The following is an 18,090-nucleotide window of genomic DNA, read 5'->3' on the forward strand; positions in this document are numbered from 1 at the left end:
TGAACAAACCCAAGGAACCCTTCATGGCATCCGACCCACTCGTCCCCGACACCGACCCCAAGCGGCTCGCGCGCGCGCTGAGCGGCTTCAACCTCATCGACGGCGAACTGGTCTCTGCACGTTCAGGCAAGACCTTCCCCGTCGTCAACCCGGCCACGGGGCTCGAAGTGGCTGCGGTGCCGTCCAGCGACGCGTCGGACATCGATGCCGCCGTTGCGGCGGCCAAACGGGCGCAACGCGGCTGGGCTGGCATGGCCGCCAGGAAGCGTGGCACGCTGGTGGCCGAATGCTCGCGGCTGCTGGGCGCCCACGTGGAAGAGCTCGGCCGGCTGGTCGCGCTGGAGACCGGCAAGGCCTTGCGCACTGAAAGCCGCGTCGAGGCCTCCATCGTCGCCGATGCGCTGCAGTTCTATGGAGGGTTGGGGTCCGAGCTCAAGGGCGAGTCGGTGCCTTTCAGCCCCGAGATGCTGACGGTCACGACGCGCGAGCCGATCGGCGTGGTGGGCGTCATCATTCCCTGGAACGCGCCGATGATGTTGATGGCGCTGAAGATCGCGCCGGCCATTGTCGCGGGCAACTGCGTGGTGGTGAAATCCGCCGAAGAGGCGCCGCTGGCCGTGTTGCGCGTCTGCCAGATCCTTAACCAACTGCTGCCCCCGGGCGTGCTCAACATCGTGTCGGGCTTCGGCCCCGAGTGCGGCGCGCCGCTCGTGGCGCACAAGGACGTGGGCAAGGTGACCTTCACCGGTTCGGTGGAGACCGGCAGGATCGTTTACAAGGCCGCCGGCGAGAAGCTCATTCCCGTCACGCTGGAACTGGGCGGCAAGAGCCCGATGATTGTGATGGGCGACGCGGACATCGACAGGGCCGTTGCTGGCGCCGTGGCCGGCATGCGCTTCACGCGGCAGGGTCAGAGCTGCACAGCGGCCAGCCGGATCTTCGTGCATGACAGCGTGCACGACGAATTCGTCGCCAAGGTCAAGGCCAAAGTGGACGCCATGAAGATGGGCGACCCGCTGGACGAGGCCACCGACATTGGCACCATCATCTCCAAAGGCCAGCACGAGAAGGTCCTGGGCTACATCGAAGCAGGCCGGGCGTTGACCGGCGCGACCGCCGTCGAATGTTCCGCGCTGCCGCAGGACGAGGCTTTGCGCAAGGGGCTGTTCGTGCGGCCCGTGATCTTCACGGGGCTGGACAACGGCAGCAAGCTCGCCCGCGAGGAAATTTTCGGGCCGGTGACCTGCGTCATCAGGTTTTCTAGCTATGAGGAAGCGCTAGCGCAGGCCAACGACAGCGACTACGGGCTGGCGGCGACCATCTGGACGCGCGACCTGAAGACCGCGCTGGACGCCAGCCGTCGGCTCGAGGCGGGTTTCGTGCAGATCAACCAGAACATCGTCGTGCAGCCCGGGCTGTCCTACGGCGGGGTCAAGCAGTCGGGCCTGGGACGCGAAGCTTCCCTCGAAGCCATGCTCGATCACTTCACCCACAAGAAGACGGTAATTTTCAACATGCAATGAGGCGCGTGCGCGCCGAAAAGGAGACAACAAAATGGCCACCATCGCGTTTATCGGCCTGGGCAACATGGGCTTGCCCATGGCTACCCGGCTGTGCCAGGCGGGACATGAAGTCCGCTGCGTCGACCCAAACCCGGAGGCCATCAGGCGCGCCGCCGAATTGGGCATGAAGCCCCACGGCAGCGTCACTGCGGCGGTGGCTGACGCGCAGTTCGTCGTTTCCATGCTGCCCAGCGGCAAGCATGTGCTGGACACGCTGGTCAACGCGCCGGGGGTTGAGTACGCGCCGGGCGCGGTGGTGATCGACAGCTCCACCATCGACGTGGCGTCCTGCGGCGTGTTTCATGCGGCGCTGTCGGCGCGCGGCGTCACGACGCTGGACGCGCCGGTCTCGGGCGGCGTGGGCGGCGCGGCGGCGGGCACGCTGACCTTCATGGCGGGGGGCTCGGACGCCGCGTTCGCGCAGGCCCTGCCCATTCTCCAGCTCATGGGAAAGAACATCATCCACGCCGGCGCCGGGGGCGCGGGCCAGGCCGCCAAGATCTGCAACAACATGATCACGGGCATTTCCATGGTGGCGGTATCGGAAGCGCTCAACCTCGCCAAGCGCTTGGGGCTGGACCCGCAAAAGTTCTTCGACATCGCATCCACCTCGTCCGGCCAGTGCTGGGCGCTGACGAGCTACTCGCCCGAGCCGGGCCTCGTGCCTACGTCGCCGTCCAACCGGGGCTACGAAGGCGGCTTCGCGTCGGAGCTGATGCTCAAGGACCTGCGCCTGGCGGAGCAAGCCGCGCTGGCCAGCGGCTCGCCGGCGCTTCTGGGCGGCGCGGTGGCCGCGCTGTACGCGATTCACTGCAAGGCGGGCAAGGGCCGGCTGGACTTTTCCTCGATCATGCAAATGTTGAGTGAGCCGGTGCCGCACGCCGCGGCCTGAGTTTGGGTGGGCGCGACCTTTGGGGGAGCGCCGGGTCAGTCTAAAAACAGGAGACAAACCATGAAGAAATTCGCAAGAATCCTGGCCGGTGCCACGCTGGGCATCGCGCAGGCGACAGCCTGCTTCGCGCAGGGCGACACGGGCAAGCTGATCGTCGGGTACCCGGCGGGCCAGTCGGTGGACACGGTCGCCCGCGTCCTGGCCGGCAGGCTTGGGCCGGCGACGGGGCGCAACCTGATCGTGGAGAACCTGCCGGGGCAGGCGGGCAGCATCGCGCTGGCCGCCGTGGCCAAGATGCCGGCGGACGGCAGCATCCTCACGTTGTCCGCTTCGGCCGCGCTGGCCGGCAACCCTTCGCTGTACAAGAACGTCAAGTACGACCCCCTGAAGGACTTCGAACCTATCGGCATGATCTACGACGCGCCTCTGCTTTTGATGGTGAGCAGCGCCCTGCCTGTCACTTCGGTCAAGGAATTGCTGGCCTACCTCAAGGCCAATCCCGGCAAGGTCAGCTATTCATCGCCCGGCAACGGCTCGGTGTCGCACCTGGCCATGACGGAATTCATGCGCCGCACCGGCACAGAAATGACGCACGTCCCCTACCAGGGCGCGGCCAAGTCGCTGACCGACCTGGCCGGCGGGCAGGTGCAGGTCTCGTTCGACGCGATCGCCGCCGCGCAGCCCTTTCTGCAGTCGGGCAAGGTACGGGCCATTGCCATCAGTTCGCGCGACCGCGTTAGCACCATGCCCACCATTCCGACGGTGGCCGAAAGCGGCGTCGAAGGCTTCGACATGGTGCCGTGGGTTGGGCTGCTGGCGCCAGCGGGCACGCCGCAACGCACGGTGGACAAGATCAGCGAGGAGCTGGCGAAGATCGTGCAATCCGACGACTTCTCCAAGCGCATCATCCTGCTCGGCGGCAGGCCGATCACCAGCACGGCGCCGGAGTTCAAGACCTTCCTCAAAGCCGAGGTGACGCGCTGGGCGGCGGTCATCAAGAGTTCGGGCGCCAAACTGGAGTGACGACATGGTGTTGACGGGATCGGCGGCGCGCGCACGCCAGACGCGGCATGCGCGCAAGCTACCAGAGGGCTTCGAGTTCTTTCGCAGCGAATGGATGGATGGGGGCAAGGACCCGGTGCTCTCGCCGACCGTGTTCCTGGTCGAGCAGCCGCCGGGCTCGGTGCTGGCGCCGCATTTCCACACGCAGAACCAGTTCCAGGTGGTTATGTCGGGCTCCGGCCGGTTGGGCGCGCATGAGGTCGCGACCGGCTCGGTCCACTACGCGGGCGCCTGCACAGGTTACGGCCCGGTGGTCGCGGGCCCACAGGGCCTGAAATACTTCACCATACGCCCTGTGTTCGAGATCGGCGCCAACTTCATCGCCGTCGCCCGGGACAAAATGCTGCGCGGACCCAAGCGCCACATGCAGGGGCCGCCCGTGCCGCAGGCAAGCGCGGCCGAGCTCGGCGCCCTCGCAGGCCCGGCGTGGTTCCATGCCATCGAGCCGCAGGCAGATGGGCTTGCCGCTTCCCTCTGCAGCCTTCCACCCGGCGGCCAAGCCGAGGCACCGGTGCCGGCTGCCAGCGGGCAGTTCCAGTTGGTGATGGCTGGCGCGATGCGACACGGAGCGGGTCAACTCGAAGTGTGGGAAAGCCGCTACCTGCAAGCAGGCGAGCCAGGCGGCATGCTCCAGGCCGGGCCCGAAGGCCTGCAGGTCCTTCTCCTGCAGGTGCCGGCCAAGGCCGCCGAATACCTGGTGCATGGGCCCGCATGACCATGGAAGGCATGCTGTATAACGCGTTCATGAATATGTCCACGCCCAAGACCGCCGCGAAACAGGAAGGCGGCCAGCCCCTAAGCGCCGAACAGGTCTGCGACCGAATCCGCGCCACCATCCTGAAGGGCGAACTCAAACCCGGCGACAAGCTGACAGAGCAAGACCTGGCTGCCCAATACAAGGTCAGCCGCACGCCGGTGCGCGAAGCGATCCGCCAGCTGGAAGTCGAACACCTGGTATCGCGGACGCGGTTTGTCGGTGTGACCGTCAAACAGCTTAAGCCGTCGGAGATCATCGAGCTGCTGGACATCCGGGAGGTGCTGGAAGGCCTGGTCGCCAGGCTGGCTGCGATACAGGCCCAACCACAGGAACTCAAGCAATTGAAAGCCACGCTCAAACAGATGGTTGCTGCGGTCAAGGCCGGCGACGTGGTGCACTACCTGGACAACGCGCTGGACTTCCGCCGCATGCTGGCCGAGTGCTGTCGCAGTGACACGCTCATCCACTACGTGATGGGCATTGAGAATCGACTGCGCCTCATGGGTAATCGCACAGCGATGATCCCTGGCCGCATGCAGGCGGCGATCGCCGAGCATGAAAAACTGTTCAAGGCCATCGAGAACCGCGACGCCGCGGCGGCCGAGCAGTTGAACCGCGAGCGCATCCAGCACATTCGCGCCGATGTCGAACGCGCGTTCTCGTTCTCGATCTTCTGAGCGCCCACGTCACCCGAGCGCCACATGCGCGCAGGGACGAACATCACGTCATCATCGATCGAGTTAATGCGCGAGGCACGGAGAACGCGATGAGGGAGCATCTACGGCGCACGCGAGCCAGAACGCTTCTACTGATCAAAGGCTAGCGCCTCCGGCCACTCGGCACGTGACGGCAACGTCCCGGCGACGTTAGGCGGATGCCCTTAATCGGTGCCGTCGCCTGCCACATGTGCCGCGGCGTGATCATCACCCACCGCCGGCCGCTCCTCGCGCCCGTCCGGGTGTTTGGCAAACCGTGCCGGGTCGCGCCCGTGCACCGGTGCGTCGTCGGGCCAGGGCCAGCCGCCGAACTGCGTGCGCTGGTAGTCCGCCATGGTCTGCGCAATCTCGGCCTGCGTGTTCATCACGAACGGGCCGTACTGCACCACCGGCTCGGCTATCGGTTTGCCCTGTAGCAACAGGAACTCGGCGACTTCGTTTTCCCCATTGAGCAGTTGCCGGCAGGTTTAGCCAGATCTGGAACAGCTTCAGCGGATTCGGCGCATCAGCGTCGAGCAGCGGAAACATCTCGGAATGCACCACACCCTTGCCCGCGGTCAGCCACTGCACATCGCCGCCGCCAAAACGCGCCGCCGCGCCCAGCGAATCCGAATGGTCAATCAGCCCCTTGCGGACGATGGTGACGGTTTCAAAGCCCCGGTGCGGATGCCCCGGAAAGCCCGGCACCGTGCTGCCGTGGTACATGCTCCAGCCGTCCTTGCGGCTGAAGTCTTGCCCGATGGCCCGCCCTGCCAGCGAAGCCTGCGGTCCCATCTGCGCGTTGGCCGCCGGGTAAGCGTCATCGTGGTAGGCGCAAAACAGAAACGGGTCGATCGTTTTTCCCACGGAAAACCGAGGGCTTTGATTTGCACGATGGGGTTGTCAGGATTGGCGAGGCGGATGGTCATGGCGGAGCTTTCAGAAAACACAATTGTGGTTAGCGTTATCTGGTTTCAAGTGCAGGCCGCCGTGGCCACGGCGGCCTGGGGTCTTACCTTGCCGCCTTGACCGCTGTAGCTGGTCATCAGGTTGCGGTAGTCGGGGATGTGGTTGGCAAACAGGGTTCCCAGGCCTTCCACATCGTTGCGCCAGTCGCGGTGCAGCTCGCAGGCCAGGCCAAACCAGCTCATCAGCTGGGCGCCGGCTTCAGACATCCGGTTCCAGGCGGCATCGCGGGTGACTTCGTTGAACGTGCCCGACGCATCGGTCACCACAAACACCTCAAAGCCTTCGGCCAGTGCCGACAAGGCCGGGAAGGCCACGCAGATCGCGCACCAGACCATCATCTACAGCATTGAACCCGCCGCGCGCAGCCGGCTCAATGCGGTGCTCTTCATCGGCATGTTCACCGGCATGGCCAGCGGCGCCTGGCTGGGCAGCGTGGTGCTGGCGCAGGCCGGCTGGCAAGGTGTGTGCGTGATGGCCGCGGTGGCCGGCGTCGCCGCGCTGGTGGTGCGGCTGTGGCCTCAAGAACCTGCCCCCTGCACGGCATAACAGGAAATGAATCGATCTCTGCAGAGTTTTATGGATCAATTTCCCAAACGTTGGGCTATCTGATTGCGACCGCGTTGGATCCCTGGGGTTGCCAACCGCCGCCGAGCGCTTTGAAGGTAGCGACCGCTGCGCGTGCTGATTCCGTTTGCGCTTGCGCTCGCGCATCGGAGGCGCGTAGCAGGTTTTCGTCGGCCTGCAAGACTTCGATCAAGCTGAGTACCCCTTTCTGATACCCCGCAAACGAAGCTGATCGTGCGCGGCCGAGAGAGTCCACTCCCTGGGCAAGTACAGCAGCCTGCTCCTCGCGCTTGACCAGGGCCGAAAAGGCGTTTTCTACGTCCTCAGTTGCCCGCAGTACGGCAAGCCGATATGCAGCCAACATCTCGGCCTCCTGGCCCCTGGCCTGGTCGATCTGCGCGTTGATGCGGCCAAAATCGAACAGGCGCCAGCGCAGACCCAGCACGCCGGAGGCCTGACTGGCGCCGCTGGTGAACAGATTGCCGGCCACCGATGTCGCGCTGCCGATCAGCCCACTCAGAGAGAGTTTGGGGTAGTACTCGGCAATGGCGACACCGATACGGGCATTCGATGCGGCAAGGCGGCGCTCAGCCACAATCAGGTCAGGGCGGCGCCTTAGCAGCTCACCCGGAGAGCCTGTAGCAGTGATTTGCGGGGCAGCAGGGATGACGCCAGCACCGGCCAGTTCCACCCGATGCGTTCCGGGTGGTGAGCCCAGCATCACGTCAAGCGCGTTCATGGCCACGTCCAGACCCGCCTCAAGGACCGGCACGGACGCCCGAACCTGGGCAAGCGCACCTTCGGCCTGCCTCACTTGAAGTTCGGCCGCCAACCCTTTCCCATACAGAAGGTTGATGGTTGATAGCAATTCCTGCTGCGTCTGCACCTGCCGGCGGGCAAGGTCGAGGCGGGTTTGCAGCCCACGAATGATGATGTAAGTGTCGGCGGTCTGTGCCGCCACGGCCAGCCGGGTGGCGGTTGCGCCTGCCTCCGACGCCTGGTACCCGGCAAGTGCCGCTTCCTTTCCACGACGCAAGCCTCCGAATACATCCAGTTCCCAGCTCGCGCCGAGATTGGCTTCGTAAGAACTGCCGTGGCGGTCGAAACCGGGGCTCGAGCTCAAGACTTTGCCCAGAGGCGTTTCAAGGGATTGGTAGGCTCTGGCCGCCTGGCCGCTGGCGTTGCCCGAAGGCAGCAATGCGGCATTTGCCGCCCCAAGCTCCGCGCGGGCCTGGGCGACGCGAGCGGACGCCTGCGCGAGATCGAGGTTCTGCGCCAACGCCAGCGTGACGAAGCGGGTCAGTTGCGGATCGCCGAAACCCGTCCACCATGTGACGAGATCGGCCTGGGCAGCGGCATGCCGCTGGTCTACCGCTGGTTGGCCCAGGTACCGTTGCGGCATGGGCGTATCGGGCCTGACGTAGTCGGGACCGACGGCGCAGCCGACCGAGAGGCTGGCAACAATGAGGCTGGTAAGGGTGGATTTGGGCAACATGGATTTGTTCCAGGTCAGTGGTCGATGTAGTGACTATAATACAATATGGTCACTCGTTGTTGATCTCTTGGGATGCGGGTAAGCTTCGGGCATGAACAAAGCGATTTATCCGGTTTCGGCCCGCGGCCCGGCCGACCACGACGTGCGAGATCAGATCATTAGCGCGGCCACCGAGCACTTCAGCCGCTACGGTTACGAGAAAACGACCGTCTCCGACCTCGCCAAAGCCATCGGGTTTTCCAAGGCTTACATCTACAAGTTCTTTGAATCCAAGCAAGCCATTGGCGAGATGATCTGCGCGAACTGCCTGCGCGAGATTGAGGCCGAGGTCAGTGCGGCTGTTGCAGGGGCCGACATGCCGCCAGAGAAGCTGCGGCGGATGTTTAAAGTCATGACCGAGGCGAGCCTTCGCCTGTTTTTCCAGGACCGCAAGCTTTACGAGATTGCCGCCTCGGCCGCTACAGAGCGCTGGCAGGCGGTTCATGCCTACGAAGAACGCATCCAGAAGCTGCTTCGGGACGTCTTGCAGGAAGGCCGGCAAACCGGGGACTTCGAGCGCAAGACACCCCTGGACGAGACGGCGTTGGCAATCTATCTGGTCATGCGCCCCTACCTCAACCCTTTGCTCTTGCAGCATAGCTTTGACTACAACAAAGAGGCGCCGGCGCATTTGTCGAGCCTGGTGCTCCGCAGTCTGTCACCTTGACGGAAATCGTGACTATTGACTAATTTGGTCACTAGTACCATAATGAAAGTCCAATTCACTTCGTCAGTGGGACTTTTATGCTCAGGCGTTGCCTCCCTATATCTACCGTCATCTGTGCATTGCCCTTTGTGTTGGCCGCTTGCGGCGACAAGGCGCAATCTGATCCACGTACCGAAGCGCCGCTGGTACGCGTGGCCACCATTCAGGGCTCGGTCGCTGCGTCACGCGCGTTCACCGGGACCGTAGCCGCTCGGGTACAAAGCGATCTGGGCTTCCGGGTCTCCGGCAAGGTGCTGCAACGCCTTGTGGATGCGGGGCAAACCGTTAAGCGCGGGCAGCCGCTCATGCGCATCGATCCCGTCGACCTGAAGCTCGCAGCGCATGCACAGCAGGAAGCGGTCGCCGCCGCCCGAGCGCGGGCGCAGCAAACGGCGCAGGACGAAGCCCGCTACCAGGACCTGCGCGGAACCGGTGCAATTTCAGCCTCAGCCTATGACCAGGTCAAGGCGGCAGCAGATGCGGCCAAAGCCCAGCTCAACGCAACCGAGGCCCAGGCCGAAGTCGCTCGAAACGCGAGCCGCTATACGGAATTGGTGGCAGATGGCGATGGCGTCGTCATGGAAACGCTGGCTGAACCCGGCCAGGTCGTCAACGCGGGGCAGGTCGTGGTGCGTGTGGCCCATGCCGGCCGCCGTGAAGCCGTCATTCAACTACCGGAAACCTTGCGCCCTGCGGTCGGTTCAACCGGGTTGGCCACGCTCTTTGGCCAGGAAGGCGTTACCGTTCCGACCAGACTCAGGCAGCTCTCAAACGCCGCGGACCGGCTGACGCGCACTTTCGAGGCGCGTTATGTGCTGGATGGAGAGCTGTCCACCGCGCCATTGGGCAGCACAGTCACCGTTCAAATTCCGGACGCACATTCCGCTGCGCAAGACGGCTTTTCGGTACCCATTGGCTCCCTCTCCGACGCGGGCAAAGGGCCGGGCGTCTGGGTGATCCAGGGCGAGCCGGCAAAGGTTTCGTGGCGGCCGGTCAAGGTCCAGCGCCTGGGCGACGATAGTGCTCACATTGCAGGTCAACTCAAGCAGGGTGACCGGATAGTCGCACTCGGCACGCATCTGCTACGCGAAGGCGAGCAGATTCGCGTGGCGGGTCAAACGGCTGCAACGGCAAGCGCGCGGCCATGAGCGAAGGCCGTTTCAACCTCTCGGCGCTCGCCGTGCGCGAGCGCTCCATCACCTTGTTCCTGATCTGCCTGATTTCACTGGCCGGGCTCATTGCGTTCCTCAAACTGGGCCGCGCGGAAGACCCTTCCTTTACTGTCAAGGTGATGACGATCGTCACAGCCTGGCCCGGGGCAACCCCGCAGGAAATGCAGGACCAGGTCGCCGAGAAGATTGAAAAGCGGCTGCAGGAGTTGCGCTGGTACGACCGTACCGAGACCTATACAAGGCCGGGCCTGGCCTTCACGACCTTGACCCTGCTCGACAGCACGCCGCCCGGGGAAGTGCAGGAGCAGTTCTATCAGGCCCGCAAGAAGGTCGGAGACGAAGCCGGCAACCTTCCGTCCGGCGTGATCGGGCCGATGGTCAACGATGAATATGCAGACGTCACCTTTGCCCTGTTCGCGCTCAAGGCCAAAGGTGAGCCGCAGCGCTTGCTGGTGCGCGATGCGGAGACGCTGCGCCAGCGGCTGCTGCACGTGCCGGGGGTCAAGAAGGTCAACATCGTCGGCGAGCAGTCCGAGCGCATCTATGTCGAGTTCTCGCACGAGCGCCTGGCAACGCTGGGCGTCAGCCCGCAGGAGGTGTTCGCCGGGCTCAATAGCCAGAACGCTCTGACGCCGGCCGGCTCCGTGGAGACCAAGGGGCCGCAGGTGTTCATTCGCCTGGACGGTGCTTTAGATGAGTTACAAAAAATCCGCGATACGCCGGTCGTGGCGCAAGGCCGCACTTTAAAACTGTCGGACATCGCCACAGTCAAGCGTGGCTATGAAGACCCGGCGACTTTCATGATTCGCAATGGCGGCGAACCCGCTCTGCTGCTGGGCATCATCATGCGCGACAGTTGGAATGGACTCGACCTGGGCAAGGCGCTCGATAAAGAGGTCGGTGCGATCAATGCCGATATGCCACAGGGTATGAGCCTCGCCAAGGTCACAGACCAGGCCGTCAACATCAGCTCAGCAGTCGATGAGTTCATGGTCAAGTTCTTCGTCGCGTTGCTGGTGGTTATGCTGGTGTGTTTTGTCAGCATGGGCTGGCGTGTGGGCATCGTGGTCGCCGCAGCCGTGCCGCTGACGCTGGCGGCAGTCTTCATGGTGATGCTCGCGACCGGCAAGAATTTTGACCGCATCACCTTGGGCTCCCTGATCCTGGGGCTGGGCCTGCTGGTCGACGACGCCATCATCGCCATCGAAATGATGGTGGTCAAGATGGAGGAAGGCTATAGCCGCATCGCAGCCTCCGCCTACGCCTGGAGCCACACTGCCGCGCCCATGCTTTCGGGCACGCTGGTCACGGCCGTCGGTTTCATGCCGAACGGTTTCGCCCGATCGACTGCAGGGGAATACACCAGCAACATGTTCTGGATCGTCGGCATTGCACTGATCGCGTCATGGGTGGTTGCCGTAGTCTTTACACCCTATCTTGGCGTCAAGCTACTGCCTGAGCTTAAAAAAATCGAAGGCGGCCACGACGCGCTCTACGACACGCCGCGTTACAACCGCTTCCGCCAAGTACTGGCGCGCGTCATCGCTCGCAAGTGGCTGGTCGCCGCAACAGTCGTGGGCCTTTTTGTGGTGTCCGTGTTGGGGATGGCCGTGGTCAAGAAGCAATTCTTCCCGATCTCCGACCGCCCCGAAGTGCTGGTCGAGGTGCAGATGCCGTATGGCACCTCAATCACCCAGACCAGTGCCAGCACGGCGACAGTGGAAGCCTGGTTGACCAGGCAGCCGGAAGCGAAGATCGTCACGGCCTATATCGGCCAGGGCGCGCCACGCTTTTACCTGGCAATGGGACCAGAACTGCCCGACCCCTCGTTTGCCAAGATCGTGGTCCGCACGGACAACCAGGATGAGCGCGAGGTGTTGAAAAGCCGGCTGCGCGAGGCCATCGCCGACGGCCTCGTCCCTGAGGCGCGCGTGCGTGTCACCCAGCTCGTGTTTGGTCCCTACTCGCCATATCCGGTCGCCTACCGGATCACCGGGCCAGACCCGGACAAGCTGCGGGAAATCGCGGCCGAAGTGCAGCAGGTCATGCATGCCAGTCCGATGATGCGTACCGTCAACAATGATTGGGGCACGCGCACACCCGCGCTGCACTTCACCTTGCAGCAAGACCGATTGCAGGCCGTGGGCTTGACCTCCAGCGCCGTGGCCCAACAACTGCAGTTCCTGCTGAGCGGTGTTCCATTGACTGCCGTGCGTGAGGACATTCGCACCGTGCAGGTCACAGCCCGCTCGGCCGGCACCATTCGGCTCGACCCGGCCAGGATCGCGGACTTCACACTGACCGGCGCCAACGGGCAACGCATACCGCTATCGCAGATAGGCAAAGTCGACGTGCGCGCGGAGGAGCCGATCATGCGCCGGCGTGACCGCATGCCGACGATCACCGTTCGAGGCGATATTGCCGACGGCATGCAGCCACCGGACGTGTCAGCAGCCATTAGCCAGCAGGTTCAGCCCATCATGGACAAGCTGCCGGGCGGCTACCGCATTGAGGAGGCAGGCGCCATCGAGGAATCCGGCAAGGCGATGACAGCGATGTTGCCGCTGTTCCCGATCATGCTGGCAATCACCCTGCTCATCATCATCTTTCAGACACGCTCGATCTCGGCGATGGTCATGGTCTTCCTGACCAGCCCGCTGGGGCTAATCGGTGTAGTGCCTACCTTGATTCTGTTTCGACAGCCGTTCGGCATCAATGCGCTGGTCGGGCTGATTGCGCTCTCGGGCATCCTGATGCGCAACACGCTGATATTGATCGGGCAGATCCGCCACAACGAAGAGGCGGGACTCGCCCCATTCCATGCGGTCGTCGAGGCCACCGTGCAACGTGCTCGACCGGTGGTCTTGACCGCATTGGCGGCGATCCTGGCCTTCATCCCACTGACCCATTCGGTGTTCTGGGGAACTCTTGCTTACACGCTGATCGGCGGCACCTTTGCTGGGACGGTTCTGACGCTGGTGTTCCTGCCGGCCATGTATTCCATCTGGTTCAAGATCAGCCCGGCAACGGAAGCTGATCCGCGCTGATTTGCTCTCCCTCACGATTCACTTATATCGCGGCAATAAGCTATGGAAACATCACCGCTGGGCCAGCCGCCCCTCTTGCCGCAGACGCGTGCCGATGCGCTGAATCTCGGCTTCGCCTTGGGCCAGCGCCGCCTGGCTCGTGTGCACCGAGTAGTAGCCCATCACCAGATCATGCGGATGCTTCACGGCCGAGCCCAGAACAAACGCCGTGTCGCCGTGGGCCACGAAGTCGATGGCCTCACCGGATTCCTCGAACACCGCGAGTTCGCCCGTGGCGATCGGGCCGCCCGTGCTGTCGCCCGCATCGAGCCGGCCTGCGTTGACCGCGACCCAGCCCACCGTGTGACCGGCGGGCGGCGTGTAGCGCCAGCGCTCGCCGTCCTTCAGGCGCACAGCCAGGTAGTTCATGGCTGACGGCGCCGGAATGGGACTTTGCGCCGCGCCGTAGCGGCCGAGCAGAACGCGGGCCGGGCCTTCCTGCGGCACCTGCTCGGGCGAGAGGTAAATGCTCTCGGCCGGCGCGTTTTCTTCCGATGCCGGCAACGCCACCCAGAGCTGGAAGCCCAGCACCGGCGAGTCGCTGACCGGCGCGCCGGTGTGCCACACGCCGTTGCCGGCGCGCATCCATTCCACGCCGCCGGCCGGGAGCACGCCCGTCTTGCCGGTTGTGTCTTCATAACCGACGTCGCCTTCGATCATGAAGGTCAGCGTCGCGATGCCCGAGTGCGGGTGCATGCCAAAGCCCTTGCCGCCGGCCGCGGGCTGGAAGCCGAACAGGTCCAGGAACACGAAGGGCTTGAGAAACTCGCCCAGGTCGCCAGGACTCACGAGCCGCGTGATCGGCCCATGGGTGCTGCCGCGCGTGCGGTAGACGATGGCGCGCGCTTTGGTGGCGACGACGGTGGTCATGGGGTGCTCCTGAAAAGAGATCGGTGAAAAGGGAAAGAAAAAGGGAAAGAAGATGTGCAGTGTGTGCAGTGCATCAACCCGCCGTAGCCAACCGGGGCACCGGCCGCTGCCGCCAGGCCACGAAGGCCGACAGCAGGCCCAGTACCAACGCAGGCACGGGGCTGCCGCCAATCAGCACGAGATGCGTCGCCACCGCGCCGACCATGGTCGCGGTCAGCAGCAGGCTCGCGAAGAAGCTGGCCGCAGGCACGAGCAGCAGCACGGCGCCCACGACTTCGACCGCACCCGTCAGGTAGCGAAACCACTGGCCGAAGCCGATCGCGTCGAACACCTGGACCATTTGCGGCACGCCGGCCAGCTTGGCGATGCCTGCCGCGCCGAAAGCCAGTGCCAGAAGAATGCGAATGCCCCAGACGATGCGGCGTTGCGTAGGAGAAAGAGAAGAGGAAGAGGAAGAGGTCATGGGAAAGCGATGTCCTTGCGTGTGCCTTGCGGCGTTGAAGGGCCTTGCGGCCCCAATGCCCGGAAGTTTAGGATCGCATCAATTACATTACTAGACGGGACAATTGGATTGCACTCATCCACCAATAGAAGTAATAGAAGTAATTTCCCATCATGCTCGACCTCAATGACATCGCCATGTTTGTGCAGGTGGTGCGCTGCGGCAGTTTTGCCGAGGCGGCGCGGCGGCTGGGCCTGCCTCCCAACACCGTGAGCCGGCGCATCCAGCAGCTCGAAGCCCGGCTCGGCACGCGGCTGATGCAGCGCTCCACCCGCAAGCTCACGCTGACCAGCGCCGGCCAGGCCTTCCACGAGCGCTGCGCAGGCGCGGTCGACGGGCTGGTCGAAGCCGGCCAGGAGTTGATGACGGGCAGCCAGGAACCCAGTGGCCTGGTGCGCGTGGCGGCGATGGCTGATTTCTTCGACTTCTTCCTGATGGAATGGGTGGCTGACTTTCTGGCCGCGCATCCGCGGGTGCGGCTCGACTTCGTGCTCAGTGATGCCCAGGCCGATTTGATTGCCGAGCAGATCGACGTCGCGTTTCGCGGCGGACCGCTGCGCGACTCGGGCTACGTCGGCCGCCAGCTCCTCGGCGCCCGCAGCGACGGCATGGTGGCCAGCCCCGCCTACATCGCCGCGCGTGGTGCGCCCGGCACGCTGCAGGATTTGGCGACCCACGACTGCGTGACCTCCGCCCACCCCAGCGGCCGCACCACCTGGCGCCTGACCGGCCCCGATGGGGTGGAGGAGGAAGTGCAGGTGGCCGGCCGCTTCAGCGGCAACACCGCCCAGGCGCTGCGCAAAGCCACCCTGGCCGGCCTCGGCATCGCGCTGCTGCCGCCCACCATGGCCAGGCTCGACATCCAGGCCGGCCTGCTCGTGCCGGTGCTGCCGCGCTACCAGCGCACGAGCCAGGGCCTGAGCGTGCTGTATCCGAGCCGGCGGCACCTGCCGTTGGCGGTGTCGGCTTTTATTGGATTGGTGATGGAGAAGCTGAGTGCGACCGAGGCGTTGCCGGAGATGCTCCAATCTGCGCGGAGCTGACAAAGGGGACAAGTACGGCAGCTTGTGCCAGCGGCAGCGCGCAAATGCACATCATCTTGCGCGCCAGCCGGGGCACCATTGCCTGCTCACCACAGGAGCGAACCGAGAGATGCAAGAACTTCAACGCGACAACGAGGCGTACTGGGAGCAGGTGCGTGCGCGCTATCCGGCGCAAGAGCCGCTGCTCAATCTGAACAACGCGGCCGTCAGCCCTCCACCACGGGCCGTCGAGCAGGCGGTGATCGAGGCCTTTCGCCTGGTCAGCCGCAACCCGGACGTCAACATGTGGACCCGGCTCGACGCGAACCTGCCTTCGGTCAAGGACGCGCTTGCGGCCCTGGTCGATTGCGACCCTGCGGAGATCGCGCTCAACCGGAACTCGACGGAGGGACTCAGCACGGTCATCTTTGGTGTGACCATGCAGCCTGGCGACGAGGTGGTGGTCTCCGAGTGGGACTATCCGAGTGCCCTCGGCGGCTGGCAGCAACGTGCCTCACGGGAGGGCATCCGGGTCGTGACAGTGCGCTTTGATCCGCTAGCCGATGACGACGCCATCGTGAGCGCCTACGCGTCTGCGTTGACGGCCCGAACGCGCGTGATGCAGCTGACGCACATGCTGCATTGGACCGGGCGCGTGCTTCCCGCTGAGCGTCTGTGCGAGCTGGCGCGCGAACGCGGTGTGCTGTCTTTGGTCGACGGCGCGCAGACCTTCGCGCAAATGCCCGTCAGCTTCCGTTCGCTGGGCTGCGACTTCTTCGTCACCAGCCTCCACAAGTGGCTGGGGGCTCCCGTTGGAAACGGCATGTTGATCGCGCGCCGCGACCGCATCGCATCCACCTGGCCGTTGATGGCACCGTTCGAAGACGTGCCGGATCGCATCGACAAGTTCGACCACTGGAACCTCGGGACTTACAACTCCGCCCTGCAGGCGGGGATCGCCCCTGCCATCGAGATTCACCGCGAAGTCGGTGTCCAGGCCATGCACGCCCGCTTGCGCGAGTTGACCCGCTATTGGGTGGCACTGGCTCGCGGCATCCGGGGGTTCAGGCTGCATACACCGCTCGACGATGAGCGGCTCGCCGCGGTCAGCCTGTTCTCGATTGCCGGCGCCGACATGAGGCATGTCGAGCGCGAACTACGGGACAGGCACCAGGTGCACGTGAAGTACCGCTGCGCAGGGTCGATCGAAGGCTTGCGGGTTTCGCCGCATGTCTACACCCGGAAAGCCGAGTTGCAGCGCTTCGTGGAAGCGCTGCACCGCGTGCTCGGCAGCACGGATGAAGGTTGAATTCAAAGGCGGAGCACGATGCCGCCGATGGCCTTCCTAAAGCGGCCAGAAGTGGCTGGAAGTGGCTGGAAGTGGCCGGAGGTGGCATTGACCGGCTCCTTGTGGTGGCGCGAAAGCCGGTGCAATCGTCACCGCTAGCCGGCCCGCCCCATCACATCGGCCAGCCAGTCCACAAACACCCGCACGCGCGGTGACAGCTGGCGCGAGTGCGGGTACAGCACAGACACCGGCATGGGCGCGGGCCGGAAGGCCGGCAGCACCTCCACCAGCGTGCCTTCTTTCAGCCGCGCCGCCACGTGGTAGCGCGGCACCTGGATCAGGCCCAGGTGCGCGGCGCAGCAGGCCGCATATGCGTCGGCGTCGGTCACCGCCACCGAGCCCTTGAGCTGCAGCTGGCGCTCAGCACCCTCCACGAGGAAGTCAAAGGGCAAAGGTTTGCCGGTGCGGGTCGAGAGGAAGTTGACGGCGCGGTGCCCGCGGAGCGCCTCTACCGTATCGGGCGTGCCGTGCCGGGCCAGGTACTCGCGGCTGGCGCAGGTGACCTGCTCCAGTAAGGCCACGCGGCGCCCCACCATGCTGGACTCCGTCAGCTCGCCCACGCGCAGCACGCAGTCCACGCCCTCGCGCACCAGATCCACCAGCCGGTCGCCCATGCCGATTTCGAGCTCGATGTCGGGGTAGCGCTCAAAGAATTGCCCAATGACCGGCAGCAAAAAGTGCTTGGCCAGCGTGCCGTGCAGGTCCACGCGCAGCTTGCCCCGGGGCTTGCTGCCCACGTTGACGAAAGCCGATTCGGCCTCTTCCAGATCGGTCAGGAGGCGCAGGCAGCGTTCGTAGTAAGCCGCGCCGTCCTGCGTGGGGCTCACATGGCGTGTGGTGCGGTGCAAGAGCCGCGCGCCCAGGCGCTTTTCGAGTTGCTGCACCGCATGCGTCACCGTGGCGCGCGGCAGCTGCAGGTCGTCGGCCGCCTTGGTGAAACTGCCCAGCTCCACGATGCGGGTGAAGAGCTGCATGGAATGGAACCGATCCATTGGTTAGTAGCCCCCACGGTCGTTCACTGCGTGTAACTCCCGAGGCCTTGCAGGCCGCGGCTCGCGAGACGCTTCGCCTCTGTCGCCTGTCCAAAGCTGCTCAAGCAGCTTTGGAGCCGCAGGCTCCAGCCCCTCGGGGGCCGCTGCGCCTGCGGCCCGGCAAAGCCGGTTCCGCGGCCCCTGCTTGCTTGGAGAGTTAGTTTGCTGACTCATGTCATTGTTGGTGTTTATTGAACAGTGAAGGCAAGTTTACGGTATTTATCGCATCAGGATTGAATAGAACAATACCTTCACTGACTCACTAAAGCGCACAACACACCAGGCGTCTCGGGCGGTCAGAGCCAACCAATCTTTATC

General features: G+C 64.4%; 15 protein-coding genes and 2 pseudogenes. 11 read left to right on the forward strand and 6 right to left on the reverse strand.

Annotated elements, in window-relative coordinates:
* The first annotated feature begins 23 nt into the window (after positions 1-23).
* From AC1DUR_RS03320 to AC1DUR_RS03340, 5 genes are read left to right on the forward strand one after another with little or no spacing between them, the layout of a single operon-like run.
* Positions 24-1,523 (forward strand): aldehyde dehydrogenase family protein, encoded by a 1,500-nt coding sequence (locus tag AC1DUR_RS03320; protein ID WP_477716554.1) that lies wholly within the window; start codon positions 24-26, stop codon positions 1,521-1,523.
* Positions 1,524-1,554: 31 nt separating this feature from the next.
* A complete protein-coding gene (mmsB, locus tag AC1DUR_RS03325) occupies positions 1,555-2,454 on the forward strand; it encodes a 3-hydroxyisobutyrate dehydrogenase (protein ID WP_477721203.1) in 900 nt (299 codons plus the stop codon).
* 60 nt (positions 2,455-2,514) lie between these two features.
* A complete protein-coding gene (locus AC1DUR_RS03330) occupies positions 2,515-3,477 on the forward strand; it encodes a Bug family tripartite tricarboxylate transporter substrate binding protein (protein ID WP_477716552.1) in 963 nt (320 codons plus the stop codon).
* Between the two features lie 4 nt (positions 3,478-3,481).
* Positions 3,482-4,231 carry a hypothetical protein gene (locus AC1DUR_RS03335; RefSeq protein ID WP_477721204.1) on the forward strand — a complete coding sequence of 250 codons (750 nt, stop codon included), beginning with the start codon at positions 3,482-3,484 and terminating at the stop codon, positions 4,229-4,231.
* A complete protein-coding gene (locus AC1DUR_RS03340) occupies positions 4,228-4,950 on the forward strand; it encodes a GntR family transcriptional regulator (protein ID WP_477716550.1) in 723 nt (240 codons plus the stop codon). Before AC1DUR_RS03335 ends, AC1DUR_RS03340 begins: the two co-directional genes overlap by 4 nt.
* A gap of 203 nt (positions 4,951-5,153) precedes the next feature.
* On the opposite strand, the pseudogene AC1DUR_RS03345 reads toward AC1DUR_RS03340, so the two are convergent.
* Together AC1DUR_RS03345 and AC1DUR_RS03350 are read right to left on the reverse strand one after the other, a co-directional pair.
* Positions 5,154-5,897, reverse strand: a pseudogene (locus AC1DUR_RS03345) (pirin family protein).
* Between the two features lie 45 nt (positions 5,898-5,942).
* Positions 5,943-6,257 (reverse strand): annotated as a pseudogene (locus tag AC1DUR_RS03350) (isochorismatase family protein); the annotation flags it as partial.
* On the opposite strand from AC1DUR_RS03350, the gene AC1DUR_RS03355 reads away from it, so the two are divergent.
* Positions 6,181-6,483, forward strand: a complete 303-nt coding sequence (locus tag AC1DUR_RS03355; protein WP_477721331.1) for a hypothetical protein — start codon at positions 6,181-6,183, stop codon at positions 6,481-6,483. The pseudogene AC1DUR_RS03350 and the gene AC1DUR_RS03355 sit on opposite strands and share 77 nt — an antisense overlap.
* A gap of 55 nt (positions 6,484-6,538) precedes the next feature.
* On the opposite strand, the gene AC1DUR_RS03360 is transcribed toward AC1DUR_RS03355, so the two are convergent.
* On the reverse strand, positions 6,539-7,996 hold the full coding sequence (locus AC1DUR_RS03360; RefSeq protein ID WP_477721205.1) for an efflux transporter outer membrane subunit: 1,458 nt from the start codon (positions 7,994-7,996) through the stop codon (positions 6,539-6,541).
* Positions 7,997-8,087: 91 nt separating this feature from the next.
* Between AC1DUR_RS03360 and AC1DUR_RS03365 the strand changes: the two genes are divergently transcribed.
* The 3 genes from AC1DUR_RS03365 to AC1DUR_RS03375 all read left to right on the forward strand — a co-directional run bounded on the left by AC1DUR_RS03365 (position 8,088) and on the right by AC1DUR_RS03375 (position 12,960).
* On the forward strand, positions 8,088-8,702 hold the full coding sequence (locus AC1DUR_RS03365; protein ID WP_477721206.1) for a TetR/AcrR family transcriptional regulator: 615 nt from the start codon (positions 8,088-8,090) through the stop codon (positions 8,700-8,702).
* A 77-nt stretch (positions 8,703-8,779) separates the two neighbouring features.
* Positions 8,780-9,889: an efflux RND transporter periplasmic adaptor subunit gene (locus AC1DUR_RS03370; protein ID WP_477721207.1), complete on the forward strand. Its 1,110-nt coding sequence runs from the start codon at positions 8,780-8,782 to the stop codon at positions 9,887-9,889.
* The gene (locus AC1DUR_RS03375; protein ID WP_477721208.1) at positions 9,886-12,960 is read left to right on the forward strand and encodes an efflux RND transporter permease subunit; all 3,075 of its coding nucleotides are present in this window, start codon (positions 9,886-9,888) and stop codon (positions 12,958-12,960) included. The genes AC1DUR_RS03370 and AC1DUR_RS03375 overlap by 4 nt, the downstream gene beginning before the upstream one ends.
* Positions 12,961-13,011: 51 nt before the next feature.
* Here the strand turns inward: AC1DUR_RS03375 and AC1DUR_RS03380 are convergent, their stop codons facing one another.
* Positions 13,012-13,869, reverse strand: a complete 858-nt coding sequence (locus AC1DUR_RS03380) for a pirin family protein (RefSeq protein WP_477721209.1) — start codon at positions 13,867-13,869, stop codon at positions 13,012-13,014.
* 73 nt (positions 13,870-13,942) lie between these two features.
* On the reverse strand, positions 13,943-14,332 hold the full coding sequence (locus AC1DUR_RS03385; protein ID WP_477721210.1) for a DoxX family protein: 390 nt from the start codon (positions 14,330-14,332) through the stop codon (positions 13,943-13,945).
* Between the two features lie 152 nt (positions 14,333-14,484).
* Between AC1DUR_RS03385 and AC1DUR_RS03390 the strand changes: the two genes are divergently transcribed.
* Complete coding sequence (locus AC1DUR_RS03390; protein WP_477721211.1) at positions 14,485-15,414, forward strand: LysR family transcriptional regulator; 930 nt, start codon at positions 14,485-14,487, stop codon at positions 15,412-15,414.
* Between the two features lie 109 nt (positions 15,415-15,523).
* Positions 15,524-16,702, forward strand: a complete 1,179-nt coding sequence (locus AC1DUR_RS03395) for an aminotransferase class V-fold PLP-dependent enzyme (RefSeq protein ID WP_477721212.1) — start codon at positions 15,524-15,526, stop codon at positions 16,700-16,702.
* A gap of 134 nt (positions 16,703-16,836) precedes the next feature.
* Here AC1DUR_RS03395 and AC1DUR_RS03400 read toward each other — a convergent pair whose 3' ends face one another.
* A complete protein-coding gene (locus AC1DUR_RS03400) occupies positions 16,837-17,733 on the reverse strand; it encodes a LysR family transcriptional regulator (protein WP_477716540.1) in 897 nt (298 codons plus the stop codon).
* Positions 17,734-18,090: the final 357 nt, after the last annotated feature.

The sequence above is a fragment of the Polaromonas sp. P4_F4 genome, assembly GCF_056401355.1.

Bases quoted from the DNA above. Each gene is read 5' to 3' on its own strand.
- AC1DUR_RS03320 (WP_477716554.1), top strand. From the start codon at position 24: ATGGCATCCGACCCACTCGTCCCCGACACCGACCCCAAGCGGCTCGCG.
- mmsB (WP_477721203.1), top strand. From the start codon at position 1,555: ATGGCCACCATCGCGTTTATCGGCCTGGGCAACATGGGCTTGCCCATG.
- AC1DUR_RS03330 (WP_477716552.1), top strand. From the start codon at position 2,515: ATGAAGAAATTCGCAAGAATCCTGGCCGGTGCCACGCTGGGCATCGCG.
- AC1DUR_RS03335 (WP_477721204.1), top strand. From the start codon at position 3,482: ATGGTGTTGACGGGATCGGCGGCGCGCGCACGCCAGACGCGGCATGCG.
- AC1DUR_RS03340 (WP_477716550.1), top strand. From the start codon at position 4,228: ATGACCATGGAAGGCATGCTGTATAACGCGTTCATGAATATGTCCACG.
- AC1DUR_RS03360 (WP_477721205.1), bottom strand. From the start codon at position 7,996: ATGTTGCCCAAATCCACCCTTACCAGCCTCATTGTTGCCAGCCTCTCG.
- AC1DUR_RS03365 (WP_477721206.1), top strand. From the start codon at position 8,088: ATGAACAAAGCGATTTATCCGGTTTCGGCCCGCGGCCCGGCCGACCAC.
- AC1DUR_RS03370 (WP_477721207.1), top strand. From the start codon at position 8,780: ATGCTCAGGCGTTGCCTCCCTATATCTACCGTCATCTGTGCATTGCCC.
- AC1DUR_RS03375 (WP_477721208.1), top strand. From the start codon at position 9,886: ATGAGCGAAGGCCGTTTCAACCTCTCGGCGCTCGCCGTGCGCGAGCGC.
- AC1DUR_RS03380 (WP_477721209.1), bottom strand. From the start codon at position 13,869: ATGACCACCGTCGTCGCCACCAAAGCGCGCGCCATCGTCTACCGCACG.
- AC1DUR_RS03385 (WP_477721210.1), bottom strand. From the start codon at position 14,332: ATGACCTCTTCCTCTTCCTCTTCTCTTTCTCCTACGCAACGCCGCATC.
- AC1DUR_RS03390 (WP_477721211.1), top strand. From the start codon at position 14,485: ATGCTCGACCTCAATGACATCGCCATGTTTGTGCAGGTGGTGCGCTGC.
- AC1DUR_RS03395 (WP_477721212.1), top strand. From the start codon at position 15,524: ATGCAAGAACTTCAACGCGACAACGAGGCGTACTGGGAGCAGGTGCGT.
- AC1DUR_RS03400 (WP_477716540.1), bottom strand. From the start codon at position 17,733: ATGGATCGGTTCCATTCCATGCAGCTCTTCACCCGCATCGTGGAGCTG.